Source organism: Metabacillus niabensis, from assembly GCF_020524345.1.
GTDB classification, from domain to species: Bacteria; Bacillota; Bacilli; order Bacillales; family Bacillaceae; genus Metabacillus; species Metabacillus niabensis_B.
Genome location: NZ_JAIVLH010000009.1, coordinates 81,559 through 94,053, shown reverse-complemented (window position 1 = coordinate 94,053; position 12,495 = coordinate 81,559). Strand labels below are relative to the sequence as shown.

The following is a 12,495-nucleotide window of genomic DNA, read 5'->3' as shown; positions in this document are numbered from 1 at the left end:
CTACTCTGAGTTTGAAGATAAAAGATTAGTAAACTTTACAGCATCCTCAACAGACATTTTAGACAAAATATCAGCAACTTGTTTGTCATCAAGAGACGACAGGATTAATAAGGCATCATCTTGCGTAAGATTTGGAATAATTTCCGCGGCTTTTTTACTGCTCATATTGTCATAAAGCTTACCAATATCTCTTGATTTGCTCTCTTCTTCAGCTTTTGCTATTTCTTCAATTTGCTTTTCTAAAGAACTTATTTCTTGGGTTAATTTTTGAACTTCCTTTTCTTTTGCTCCAACATCACTTTCCAATGCACTAATCATATTTGCTTGTTCTTCGATCGTTTTCTCAAGTTTTTTGTTTTCTCCCTGTGTTTCTTGTTCTTTTACCGCAATCGCTGTTTCATCAGGATTTTCTTTCTCTTTATTTACTAAGTTTTCAACAACAGGAATATTTGTGATCATTGACTTTGCTTTTCCTATTACGTCAAAGCCTGCAACAGATAAAATAATTAATACTAGTGTTAGTGTAAAAACAACCGGAATAAAGATAACAAAGAAAAACCATTGAAGTTTACTGTATTCCTGCTTTTCGGTTTCCATCTGCATTCACCTAATTTCCACGGTACATATAAGTTTGAATCGAAAGGTCATCCATAAACTTATTTTCAAGCTGTTTTGAGTGATGAGCATATTCGTTAAACTGTTTTTCTTTTAACTTTTCATACTTCTTTAATTCCATGTTTTGATAGAGAAGCTTCGTCTGCTTTTCATTCATTCTATTGCGAGTTAACAAAACCAGATTTTGATAATGGGAAATGGTTTTTTCAATGTTTGTTACAAATTGTTGATAATGTCTAATTTCTTGGACAGACATTCCTGTATTCAGTTTTAAAAGAGTATTCTCCTCCAGTACCTCTTTTTGTTTTAGAGATTCATAGAGTTTGTTTGCCACTGTTTCAAAATCATTAACAGACTGGTTATACTCCGCAAGAGATTGTTCTTTTTCATTTTCTTTAATATCCATTATTTTTTGAAATCGAAAATGAATTGACATTAAAAATCACCTTTTTCAATCAACTGATTAAGCGAACTAATACTTTGTTCAATGGAAACTTTATCATCTACATCTTGTTTCAAATATGAAATGATTTTTGGATAATACTTAATTGCTTCATCTATTTCCCTAGATGAACCTCTTTTGTATGCACCTATATTGATTAAGTCTTCAGAGTTTAAGTATGTGGATAAAAGATCTCGCAGTTTAGATGCTGAGCTTTTATGGTCGGAATCAACAATTTGATTCATAACACGACTTATACTTTTTAACACATTAATCGCCGGGAATTGGCCCTTATTTGCTAGCTGTCGGTCTAACACAATATGTCCATCTAGAATTCCCCGAACAGTATCAGAGATTGGCTCATTCAAATCATCACCATCTACTAAGACTGTATAGAAAGCTGTAATTGTTCCAAGTTCATTCGTACCAGTACGTTCTAACAATTTGGGCAAAATAGCAAATACAGACGGTGTATATCCTTTTGTCGTTGGGGGTTCCCCAACGGCAAGTCCTATTTCACGCTGAGCCATTGCAACACGAGTGACTGAATCCATCATAAACATTACGTTCAATCCTTTATCACGAAAATATTCAGCTATGGCAGTGGCAGTGTAAGCTGCTTTCAATCTCATTAATGCAGGTTGGTCAGATGTAGCAACAACGACGATAGATCTTTTTAATCCTTCCTGACCTAAATCCCGATCAATAAACTCCCGTACTTCCCGACCACGCTCACCTATTAACGCGATTACATTTAAGTCTGCATTTGTATTTCTTGCAATCATACCCATTAATGTACTTTTTCCAACGCCACTACCTGCAAATATACCAACACGTTGACCTTTACCGACAGTTAAGAGACTATCAATAACTCGCACACCGACTTCCATTTTTTCATGGATGGGGGGACGTTTCATTGGATTTGGAGGTGATTGATCTGTTGGAACGCTCGCTAAGCCTTTCGGTAGTGATGATTCATTTAAAGGTAAGCCAAATGAATCTAGTACTTGTCCTATCAGGCCTGTACCTACTTTTACAGTTAAAGGCTGTTCTGTTGCCTCAACAATACTTCCGGGAGAAATATGTGTTACTTGCAAATAAGGCATGAGGAGAACATTTTCATCCTTAAAGCCAACAACCTCAGCAGGAATTTTCGCTTTATTAGATCCGGCATAAATGTAGCACAAGTCACCAATTGAGCTTTCAGGTCCTCTTGATTCAATCATAAGACCAACTACTCTTTTTACTTTTCCGTATCGTTTATAAGAATCTAATGCGTCGATTGAATGTACTAAATCTGCTGCTCTCAGTTCATACCACCTCTTACCCTAGTAAATCCAATAATTTTCTTTTTAATTGTTCTAATTGTGTATCAATGCTGACATCTATTCGTCCAAAAGCAGATTCTATAAAACAATCATGCTCGTTTAATTCTGCATTAGCATAGATATAAAAGTCTGTGTCATTTGTCACCAATGTTCTTAATTCATCTTTTTGACTTAAAACGAATTCGTAATAAAGAGGATGAACGTGAATTTTAATATGTTCATATTCCTTCACTTCGTTTAGACCCTTTTTGACAAGAGGTAGAAAATGATTAGGTGATTCAAATAATTTAGCAGCAATGATTTTTTCAGCAATTTTTATCGAAAGTTCTAATATGGCATTTTCTGCTGATTGGATTTTTTCGTCATAATCACGCTTGGACAATTCAATGATTTGATTCGATTCTTCAATCGTTGACTGGTATTGTCTCAATGCTTCCTGTCTACCAAGTTCTAAACCTTCTGCATATCCTTCTTGTTTAGCTTGTTCAATCAATTGTTCATGTTCCTGATCCCAGTTACTCTTTTCGAACTGTATTTGCTGTTGAATGATTGAAGATTCTTCCATAGCCTTTTGGATCATTTGGTCTGCATCATTTTTTGCAGATTGAATGATAAAAGAAGCCTCTTTTAAAATTTCAGGATTATTTTCATTTAATTTGTCTTGGAGAAGTGTATGAATTGTTTGAACAGCAATTTTTTTTCTTTCTTCATGATGATTTGTATATTGTGACTTTATCAGCCTAGACAATAATATCATCTCCTCCACCACGGGCTATGACAATTTCTCCAGCTTCTTCAAGTCTTCTAATCACTCCAACAATTCTTGACTGAGCTTCTTCAACATCGCGAAGTCTAACAGGTCCCATAAATTCCATTTCTTCTTTAAATGTATCTACCATACGTTTAGACATGTTCTTATAAACAACATCGCGAACTTCCTCACTGGCCACTTTAAGTGAAAGCATTAGGTCTTCATTTTCTACATCTCTGATTACACGTTGGATTGCACGGTTATCGAGCGTAACAATATCTTCAAACACAAACATTCTCTTTTTAATTTCTTCCGCCAAGACAGGGTCCTGTATTTCAAGAGAATCTAAAATCGTTCTTTCCGTAGTCCTGTCAACTCCATTTAACACTTCAACTACTGCTTCAATTCCACCGGTTTGTGTGAAATCTTGAGTAACTGTTGATGACAGCTTTCGTTCAAGAATTTGTTCAACTTCATTAATAATTTCAGGAGCCGTTCGATCCATTACAGCAATCCTTCTTGCAACATCAGCCTGCAGCTCTTGCGGCAATTCAGATAATATTTGACCAGATTGAGCAGGTTCTAAATAGGACAAGATAAGTGCAATTGTTTGTGGATGCTCATTTTGAATAAAATTTAATATTTGAGAAGGATCTGCTTTCCTTGCAAAATCAAACGGTTTTACTTGTAAGGATGAAGTAAGCCTATGAATTATGCTTGTTGCCTTCTCAGAACCGAGGGCTTTTTCCAGCACTTCTTTTGCATAAGCTATACCACCCTGTGAAATAAACTCTTGTGCCATCGCAATATCATGAAATTCTTCTATTATTTCTTCCTTCTTCTCGGCTTCGACTTTGCGAACACCGGAAATCTCTAAAGTAAGTCTTTCAATCTCTTCTTCAGATAAATGTTTATAGACAGATGCAGATACCTCCGGACCTAAAGAGATTAAGAGAATGGCTGCTTTCTGTTTACCTGTTAATGCGTTATTATCTTTTCTTGCCAAGTCTCTAACCTCCTAGTCTTCGGATATCCAAGTACGCAATAGTTTTGCAAAATCTTCAGGATTCTCTTTTGCCATTTTTTCAAGTTGTTTTTTACGGACCGTTGTCTCTGATTCAGCTTCATGGTTAATGTCCGGGACATTAAACGTAGTTTCAACAGGGATATCTTCCTCTTCATATTCTTCTTCACTTTCTTTTTTCTTTCTTATTAGAAGAATGATTAGAATAACAATCGCTAATAACAAGACGCCACCAACGATATACATCCATACAGGAATCGTTTGACCTGCTTCTGTTTCCTCAGTTTGAAGTTTTCCGTCAAATGGTTGGACTGACACAACAATTTTAGAGGCAACTTCCTCATCCGATAGCGGCTCTTCTGAAAAATCCTTATTAATAGATGTTCTTACTACAGTCGAAAGAATTTGTTGAATATCTTCTTCTCGTTCTGGTGTAAATGATAGTGGATCTTCAGGATCTGGTGGTTCAACCATTACTTGAATTCCCAAATCACGAATTTTATAAGGACTTTCAACAATCTGTTTATTTATACGATTCACTTCGTTATTAATTCTTTCCTCAATTCGCTCGTAATCTCCATCACCGGAAGTTTCTGTTGTCGCTTCATATCCTGGAACATCCGTTTCACCTGTCCCATTGACACCGCCTGCTGCTGCAGCTCCATTTCCAGTGTAAGCCTCAGTTATTCGTTCAACACTTACAGCTATACCTTCATCTTCCCCTTCTACAACAGGTGAAACAAGGTTTTCTTCGCGATTTTCTTGGGTGAAATCAATATCAGTTGTTATTGCAACTACTACCTTGTCTTGACCCATCATTGTGCCTAATAGTTTTTGAACATCTCTTTGTATATCTTGTTCGATTTGTGATTTAATTTCCTGTTGTGACGCATAGCTTGTACCAGGTGAAGTGTTTTGGCCACCATTTAAATCATAATAGTTAAAGTTTTGATCCATAATAACGATATTATCAGTCGTAAGATTTGGTATACTTTTTGATACCAAATGAAAAAGGGCATTTACTTTTTCCTGATCCAGTTGAGCCCCAGGTTCCAAATTAAGAACTACTGAGGCAGAGGAACCTTCTTGTTGATCACCAACAAAAACTGATTCAGTTGGAAGGTTAATCATTACACTTGCATCTTTGACTCCTTCTATTCCTTTCATTAAATTAGCCAGCTCAGTTTGTGTTGCCTTAAGTTTTATTACATCAAACTCCTTATCCGTCATCCCAAAGCCGGAATCTTGACCAAAATATGAATAATCAATCATTCCAGAATCAGGAACACCTTCCGCAGCTAACTCAACCATTAAAGTATCGACCATCTCGTTAGGTACCATAATTGATGTACCGTTGTTAGAGATTTCTGATTGTACACCTTTAGCATCAAGTGTTTCTTTTATTTGACCAGTTTCAGCTGGAGAGAGATTTGAATAAAGAGGAACTAAATTTGGTCTGGACATAAAGTAAGTTAGTAACCCAACTACCACAAAAAACAATATTACACTTGAAATAATGATTGATTTTTGGAACTTACTCTTCTGTTGCCATACCCCGGTTAGTTTGTCTTTAATAGTTAATATTTTTTCGTTCATTCCATAAAATCCCCCGGTTACAATGACATTTGCTAGTTAGTAATCAAAGTATTTCAAAAGCGTTTTTATACTAAACTTGCATTCTCATCATCTCTTGATAAGCTTCTATTGCTTTATTTCTTACTTCTACAGTAGTTAGTAGTGTAATACTAGATTTCTGAGAAGCAATCATCACATCATGAAGTTCTACATTTTTCCCGGTTGCTAGTGCTTCAGTCATTTTGTCAGACTCTAGCTGTGCTTTATTAACATGATCAATTGCTTGTTTCAACGATTCCCCAAAGCTTGTCTTACTATCTGCTTGATTTGTATTTATTGAAGTAAACTTAGGTTGTATTTGAACTGGCTGATTTGTTAACTGAAAAGGATTTACACTATTCATCATATTTATCCACCTATTTTCCTATTTCTAGAGCTTTCATTAACATTCCCTTGGATGCATTCATTACCGTAACGTTAGCTTCATACGATCTTGTGCTGCTAATAAGGTCGACCATTTCCTTTAAGGGATCAACGTTAGGCATTGCTACATAACCTTCTTCGTTTGCATCTGGGTGTTCTGGATCATATACAAGTTCAAAGGGAGTTTGGTCCTCGGTAATTTCGGTTACCTTTACTCCCCCTTCCGTTTCTTTTGAACCCATTGCCTTATTTAAAAAAGAAGAAAATTGATTTCCTTGAGGCTGAGTAACAACCATTTTTCTACGATACGGTTGCCATTCACCATTCACAAATTCTCCTCTTGTCGTATCCATATTGGCCATATTTGAAGAAATAACATCCATTCTTACTCGTTGTGCAGTTAAGGCTGAACCGGATGTATTGATTGATTGAAAAATCGACATGGTTAATTGCCACCTTTTATAACAGTTTTCAATGAGTTAATTTTGCCACTTAATCTCTCAATTAGTGCATTATACTGAATTTGGTTCTTTGCCATTTCGGTCATTTCCTTATCTATATCAACATTGTTACCATTATGGTTATAATTGGTATTATGCTTTGTTACGATTCGATAACTGGATGAATCAGAACCACCGAATTCTATATGCTTGCTGTTTGTTTTATTTGCTTGAAGCTTTTGCATTTCATTTGATAATGCCGTATCAAACCGAACTTCTTGAGCTTTATAATTCGGGGTATCAACATTTGCAATATTATTTGAAATGACTTTTTGCTTTGCAGTTGACTGTGAAATGGCTTTTTCTAGGCTTGTAATAGTATTTGAAAATAAATTCATGATATCCCCTCACAAAAGTAAACATAGTTACGTATCATATAGTGTCGAAATATGTTAATTCCTATCTAATTGTATGAAATAATAGTCTTAAAGTCTATTAAGACTTTGTAAAAAAAAGTCGGATTTTCTATCTATTTTAAAAAGAGGACTATTGTACTACGCTTTATTTACTGCATGCGTGTGTACGCAAGTTTAAAAGAGGTTTTGATTAATCCTTTTATAAGGTATCATATAATTCGACAAATCCATACATATTATTTTTTCCAATTTTAATAATTGTAATATGACTGTAATATAAAAAGAGGATGATCAATTGATCATCCTCTTTTTGCAAAATCTTTAATTTGTTTTCATTTTTTCTAATTCGACCAGGAACTTGGCATTTAATACTTTAATATACGTTCCTTTCATACCAAGTGAACGAGATTCAATTACACCAGCACTCTCTAATTTACGAAGTGCATTGACGATAACTGATCTTGTAATACCAACACGATCAGCAATCTTACTCGCAACTAATAATCCTTCATTACCATTTAATTCTTCAAAGATATGTTCAATTGCTTCTAATTCACTATACGAAAGTGAACTGATAGCCATTTGAACAACGGCTTTGCTGCGTGCTTCCTCTTCAATTTCTTCTGCTTTTTCCCTTAAAATTTCCATACCTACCACGGTAGCACCGTATTCTGCCAAGATTAAGTCCTCATCAGCAAATTGCTCTTGAACTCTAGCTAGAATAAGGGTTCCAAGGCGTTCACCTCCACCGATAATCGGGACAATTGTTGTTAATCCATTTTCAAATAATTCACGGTTTTCCACAGGGAAAGCAGTATATTCACTATAAACATCAATATTTGAAGAAGTTTCAGTTATGTTAAAAAGATTGTTTGTATAACCTTCCGGGAATTGGCGATCTTCCAACATTTTTTTCATGCGTTCATTTTCAATTTGTTGATTAATAGCAAAACCTAGTAGTTTACCTCTACGGCTGACAACAAATATATTCGCTTCAATTACTTCGCTTAGTGTCTCTGACATTTCCTTAAAGTTTACTGGTTTTCCTGCCGCTCTTTGAAGCATCGCATTAATCTTACGTGTTTTTTGTAATAAAGACATGTATGGTTCCTCCTGTAACATATGAAATTATATGTACTATAATATGAATTGGCTTAAATCTTTATTTTTTGATATTTTACCTAGTTTATCTTCTACATATTGTGGAGTAATCACAATCTTTTCAAGGTTAATATCTGGGGCTTCGAATGATAGATCCTCTAATAGTCGTTCAAGTATTGTATGTAGTCTTCGAGCACCAATATTATCAGTGTCCTGATTTACATCAAATGCTACTTCAGCTACTTTACGAATAGCTTCGTCAGAAAATTCTAATTCTATACCTTCAGTCTCAATTAAAGCTTTATATTGCTTTAATAATGCATTATCCGGCTCAACTAGTATTTTTACAAAATCTTCTACGCTAAGTTTTGTTAGTTCTACCCGAATCGGAAATCTTCCTTGTAATTCAGGAATAAGATCAGATGGCTTCGCAATATGGAAAGCACCTGCTGCTATAAATAACATATGATCTGTCTTTACAGACCCGTACTTCGTTACAACGGTTGATCCTTCAACAATAGGTAGAATGTCTCTTTGTACACCTTCTCTTGAGACATCAGCAGATCCACCTTTTGACTTGCCGGCAATTTTATCAATTTCATCAATAAAAATAATACCAGTTTGTTCCGCTCTTATGACGGCTTCTTGACTCACTTCATCAAGATCGATTAATTTACTAGCTTCCTCGTTCGTTAATACCTTCCTTGCTTCTCGAACTGTCAACTTTCTTTTTTTCTTTTTCTTTGGCATTAAACTTCCTAATGCATCCTGCATATTCATGCCCATTTGTTCCATACCCGAACCTTGGAGCATATCAAACATTGAAGCTTGTTGTTCCTCAATCTCAACAGTAACATAATGATCCTCAAGTTCACCTAATGCTAGCTGATGAGCAATTCGACGGCGTTTTTCCTGCATAGATGTATCATCAAATGACTGGTCATCCTGTTCATTTGATTGCTGATTAGCTGAACCAAATAACATTTCAAGCGGATTCTTCGCAGTTGATTGTTTCTTCTTACCAGGAACGAGTAGCTCAATTAGCCGCTTGTTCGCATTTTCTTCAGCAAGCCCTTTTACATCAGATATTTTTTCTTCCTTTACTAATCGAACCGCTGTCTCTACTAAATCTCTAACCATCGATTCAACATCTCTACCGACATACCCAACCTCAGTAAATTTTGTTGCTTCAACTTTAATAAATGGAGCATTTACAAGCTTTGCAATTCTTCTTGCAATCTCCGTTTTCCCAACACCTGTAGGTCCTATCATAAGAATGTTTTTTGGCACAATTTCTTCACGCAGCTTTTCATTTAATAAACTTCTTCTATAACGATTTCTCAATGCAACCGCTACCGCTTTTTTTGCATCCTTTTGCCCTATGATATATTGATCTAAACGTTCAACAATTTGTTTTGGTGTTAGCTGGTTATTCATTTAGCGCTGCCTCCCTTAAATTAAAGTTCTTCAACAATAATATTCAGATTGGTATAAACACAGATTTCTCCTGCAATCGTTAGAGCACCCTCCGCAATCTCACGAGCTGTTAACTGATCACCTGAAAATCGCTTTAAAGCCCTGCCTGCAGATAAAGCATAGTTACCACCAGAGCCAATAGCTAAGATACCATCGTCGGGTTCTATCACTTCTCCTGTTCCTGATACTAGTAATAGATCCTTTTCATTCATGACGATCAGCATTGCTTCCAGACGCCTTAATACCTTGTCACTTCGCCATTCTTTTGCAAGTTCTACTGCAGCACGTTGTAAATTTCCATTGTATTCTTCAAGTCTGCTTTCAAAGAGTTCAAATAATGTAAAAGCATCAGCAACCGATCCTGCAAATCCAGCAATTACTTTTCCATTAAATAATTTTCTAACCTTTTTAGCCGTGTGTTTCATTACAACTGCATTACCTAACGTTACTTGTCCGTCACCTGCCATTGCAGCCTTTCCATTGTGGTGAATAGCAAAAATTGTTGTCGCATGAAATTGAGACATTTTTCTACCTCCAATATTAAGCATTAAGCTCGAGGGTGATGGGCCATATACATTTTCTTCAAGTGTTCTTTTGTTACATGTGTATAAACTTGAGTAGAAGATAAATGTGAATGACCTAGCAATTCTTGAACACTTCTCATATCAGCACCTTCATTCAATAAATGTGTAGCAAAAGTATGCCTAAACATATGTGGGTGAATATGCAGAATTGATGAGACATTTTTTATCATCATATTTAGAATATGTCTTATTCCCTGGTCTGTTAGCGCTTCACCACGGTGATTTACGAATAAATACGAATGGTCTTCCTTCTGTTTGCTTATTAATATTTTCCGGCCATCATAAATATAACGTTCTACCGCATCTTGCGCATAGGCACCAAATGGAATGTAACGTTGTTTTCCACCTTTACCTGTAACAAGTATTGTTCCGATAAAAAAGTCAATATCAGAAATCTTAATCCCACAACATTCACTGACACGAATTCCGGTGCCATATAAAATTTCAACTAATGCTTGGTTTCGTTGTCCTAAAGGAGCGTGAATATCCGACACGGAGAATAATTGCTTAATCTCATCTTCATATAGGAACTGAGGGATTTTTTTCTCCTGTTTAGGGATTGAAACAAGTAAAAAAGGATTTTCATTTAGAATACTTTCCCGTATAAGAAACTTATAAAAACTTCTTAATGAGGAAATCTTTCTTGAAATTGTTTTTCTAGAATACTTTCTTGTATGTAACTGAGTTAAATATAACCTTGTATCATTATATGTAATTTCTTCTAGATGTAGGATTGCTTGTTCTTGCATAAAGGAAAAAAAGTCTTCAATGTCTGTGGTATAATTCACAATTGTATATTTTGAATAATTTTTCTCAATTTGTAAATATTCAATGAACAAATTTAAATAATTCTTAACATTTGTCAATCTAGACACCTCACAACAACACAAAAGGGCTACTAAATGTTATCACAACAGTAGGAGCCCTTGCAAATTATTTCTATAGATCTTTCGAAATTTTTTGAATTGTTTCCAGCGCTCTCTTTGCATGCATTTCATTACGTTCTTTTTTACCTTTTATTTGTTTTGGAAGTGGAGCAAATATACCAAAATTCGCATTCATTGGTTGGAAGTTGTCTGCATTTGTTGATGTAATATATTTCGCCATACTTCCAATCGCTGTTTCATTAGGAAATTCAACCAACTCTTTATCTAAAATAAGATGTGCTGCATTTATCCCTGCTACTAATCCAGATGCTGCGGATTCTACATACCCTTCAACACCAGTCATTTGCCCGGCAAAGAACAGATCTTTTCGATTTTTATATTGATAAGTTGGCTCTAACAGTCTGGGGGAGTTGATAAATGTATTACGATGCATAACACCATATCGAACAATTTCAACATTCTCCAATCCCGGGATAAGGGACAGCACCTCTTTTTGAGGACCCCATTTTAAGTGAGTTTGAAAACCAACAATGTTGTAAAGAGTGCCAGCTGCATCATCCTGCCTTAATTGGACAACCGCATATGGTCTCTTCCCTGTTTTAGGATCTTCCAATCCTACAGGTTTTAGGGGACCAAACAACATTGTCTTCCTCCCTCTTTGGGCCATTACTTCAATAGGCATGCAGCCTTCAAAGAAGATTTCCTTTTCGAATTCTTTTAATGGTACAGTTTCTGCAGCTATTAACGCTTCATAAAAACGGTCAAATTCCTCTTCAGTCATAGGACAATTTAGGTAAGCTGCTTCTCCTTTATCATAGCGGGACTTCAAATAAACCTTGTCCATATTGATGCTATCTTTCTCAACAATTGGTGCAGCAGCATCATAAAAATACAAATATTCCTCACCAGTTAATGACATTAATTGCGCTGAAAGATTCTTTGATGTTAACGGTCCTGTAGCAATGATTGTAGGACCATTTGGTATCTCCTGAACTTCTTCATTTACTACTGTTACATTAGGGTGACCCTTTACTAGCTCTGTTACCTTTTGAGAGAATTCATGTCGATCTACTGCAAGTGCACCACCTGCCGGCACAGCACACTCATCAGCTGCTTTTATAATAACAGAGTCTAATAACCGCATTTCTTCTTTTAACACACCGACAGCGTTTGTTAAATTATTGGCTCTTAATGAATTACTACAAACTAACTCTGCGAATTTATCTGTGTGATGTGCAGGTGTTTGTTTTACAGGCCTCATCTCATATAACCGAACTTTAATTCCTCTTTTTGCTAATTGCCATGCAGCTTCACTACCAGCTAAACCTGCACCTATTACATTTACCATTGATTCATCATTCATTTTTGCCTAATCCTCCAATTACTTATATCGCAATAAATATTCATTTTTTTGAAATCATCCGTTATTACTT

General features: G+C 35.6%; 14 protein-coding genes. All 14 read right to left on the bottom strand.

All coding sequences use genetic code 11. The features are described from left to right. The 14 genes from LC095_RS11380 to trmFO all read right to left on the bottom strand — a co-directional run bounded on the left by LC095_RS11380 (window position 1) and on the right by trmFO (window position 12,425). Window positions 1-597, bottom strand: coding sequence for a MotE family protein (locus LC095_RS11380; protein WP_226528286.1), 597 nt, complete (start codon window positions 595-597; stop codon window positions 1-3). A 10-nt stretch (window positions 598-607) separates the two neighbouring features. Further along, the gene (gene fliJ / locus LC095_RS11375; RefSeq protein ID WP_226528285.1) at window positions 608-1,051 is read right to left on the bottom strand and encodes a flagellar export protein FliJ; all 444 of its coding nucleotides are present in this window, start codon (window positions 1,049-1,051) and stop codon (window positions 608-610) included. Further along, window positions 1,051-2,367, bottom strand: a complete 1,317-nt coding sequence (fliI, locus tag LC095_RS11370; protein WP_226528382.1) for a flagellar protein export ATPase FliI — start codon at window positions 2,365-2,367, stop codon at window positions 1,051-1,053. The genes fliJ and fliI overlap by 1 nt, the downstream gene beginning before the upstream one ends. Before the next feature lie 13 nt (window positions 2,368-2,380). Next, window positions 2,381-3,133, bottom strand: coding sequence for a flagellar assembly protein FliH (gene fliH, locus LC095_RS11365; RefSeq protein WP_226528284.1), 753 nt, complete (start codon window positions 3,131-3,133; stop codon window positions 2,381-2,383). Next, entirely contained in the window at window positions 3,126-4,142 is a 1,017-nt protein-coding gene (fliG, locus tag LC095_RS11360; protein ID WP_026559354.1) for a flagellar motor switch protein FliG, read from the bottom strand. Before fliG ends, fliH begins: the two co-directional genes overlap by 8 nt. Before the next feature lie 12 nt (window positions 4,143-4,154). Further along, the gene (gene fliF, locus LC095_RS11355; RefSeq protein WP_226528283.1) at window positions 4,155-5,756 is read right to left on the bottom strand and encodes a flagellar basal-body MS-ring/collar protein FliF; all 1,602 of its coding nucleotides are present in this window, start codon (window positions 5,754-5,756) and stop codon (window positions 4,155-4,157) included. Window positions 5,757-5,826: 70 nt separating this feature from the next. Next, a complete protein-coding gene (gene fliE / locus LC095_RS11350; RefSeq protein WP_226528282.1) occupies window positions 5,827-6,141 on the bottom strand; it encodes a flagellar hook-basal body complex protein FliE in 315 nt (104 codons plus the stop codon). Between the two features lie 10 nt (window positions 6,142-6,151). After that, a complete protein-coding gene (gene flgC, locus LC095_RS11345; protein WP_026559357.1) occupies window positions 6,152-6,601 on the bottom strand; it encodes a flagellar basal body rod protein FlgC in 450 nt (149 codons plus the stop codon). 2 nt (window positions 6,602-6,603) lie between these two features. Next, a complete protein-coding gene (flgB, locus tag LC095_RS11340; RefSeq protein WP_226528281.1) occupies window positions 6,604-6,996 on the bottom strand; it encodes a flagellar basal body rod protein FlgB in 393 nt (130 codons plus the stop codon). 339 nt (window positions 6,997-7,335) lie between these two features. Next, window positions 7,336-8,115 carry a GTP-sensing pleiotropic transcriptional regulator CodY gene (gene codY, locus LC095_RS11335; protein WP_078434356.1) on the bottom strand — a complete coding sequence of 260 codons (780 nt, stop codon included), beginning with the start codon at window positions 8,113-8,115 and terminating at the stop codon, window positions 7,336-7,338. A gap of 36 nt (window positions 8,116-8,151) precedes the next feature. Then, window positions 8,152-9,552: an HslU--HslV peptidase ATPase subunit gene (hslU, locus tag LC095_RS11330; RefSeq protein WP_226528280.1), complete on the bottom strand. Its 1,401-nt coding sequence runs from the start codon at window positions 9,550-9,552 to the stop codon at window positions 8,152-8,154. A 20-nt stretch (window positions 9,553-9,572) separates the two neighbouring features. Then, on the bottom strand, window positions 9,573-10,115 hold the full coding sequence (gene hslV, locus LC095_RS11325; RefSeq protein WP_026559361.1) for an ATP-dependent protease subunit HslV: 543 nt from the start codon (window positions 10,113-10,115) through the stop codon (window positions 9,573-9,575). A 23-nt stretch (window positions 10,116-10,138) separates the two neighbouring features. Beyond that, window positions 10,139-11,041: a tyrosine recombinase XerC gene (gene xerC / locus LC095_RS11320; RefSeq protein WP_226528279.1), complete on the bottom strand. Its 903-nt coding sequence runs from the start codon at window positions 11,039-11,041 to the stop codon at window positions 10,139-10,141. Between the two features lie 73 nt (window positions 11,042-11,114). Next, window positions 11,115-12,425: an FADH(2)-oxidizing methylenetetrahydrofolate--tRNA-(uracil(54)-C(5))-methyltransferase TrmFO gene (trmFO, locus tag LC095_RS11315; protein WP_226528278.1), complete on the bottom strand. Its 1,311-nt coding sequence runs from the start codon at window positions 12,423-12,425 to the stop codon at window positions 11,115-11,117. Between the last annotated feature and the right edge of the window lie 70 nt (window positions 12,426-12,495).

Excerpts from the sequence above, each read along its gene's own strand:
- LC095_RS11380 (WP_226528286.1), bottom strand. The coding sequence starts at position 597 with ATGGAAACCGAAAAGCAGGAATACAGTAAACTTCAATGGTTTTTCTTT.
- fliJ (WP_226528285.1), bottom strand. The coding sequence starts at position 1,051 with ATGTCAATTCATTTTCGATTTCAAAAAATAATGGATATTAAAGAAAAT.
- fliF (WP_226528283.1), bottom strand. The coding sequence starts at position 5,756 with ATGAACGAAAAAATATTAACTATTAAAGACAAACTAACCGGGGTATGG.
- fliE (WP_226528282.1), bottom strand. The coding sequence starts at position 6,141 with ATGATGAATAGTGTAAATCCTTTTCAGTTAACAAATCAGCCAGTTCAA.
- flgC (WP_026559357.1), bottom strand. The coding sequence starts at position 6,601 with ATGTCGATTTTTCAATCAATCAATACATCCGGTTCAGCCTTAACTGCA.
- flgB (WP_226528281.1), bottom strand. The coding sequence starts at position 6,996 with ATGAATTTATTTTCAAATACTATTACAAGCCTAGAAAAAGCCATTTCA.
- codY (WP_078434356.1), bottom strand. The coding sequence starts at position 8,115 with ATGTCTTTATTACAAAAAACACGTAAGATTAATGCGATGCTTCAAAGA.
- hslU (WP_226528280.1), bottom strand. The coding sequence starts at position 9,552 with ATGAATAACCAGCTAACACCAAAACAAATTGTTGAACGTTTAGATCAA.
- hslV (WP_026559361.1), bottom strand. The coding sequence starts at position 10,115 with ATGTCTCAATTTCATGCGACAACAATTTTTGCTATTCACCACAATGGA.
- trmFO (WP_226528278.1), bottom strand. The coding sequence starts at position 12,425 with ATGAATGATGAATCAATGGTAAATGTAATAGGTGCAGGTTTAGCTGGT.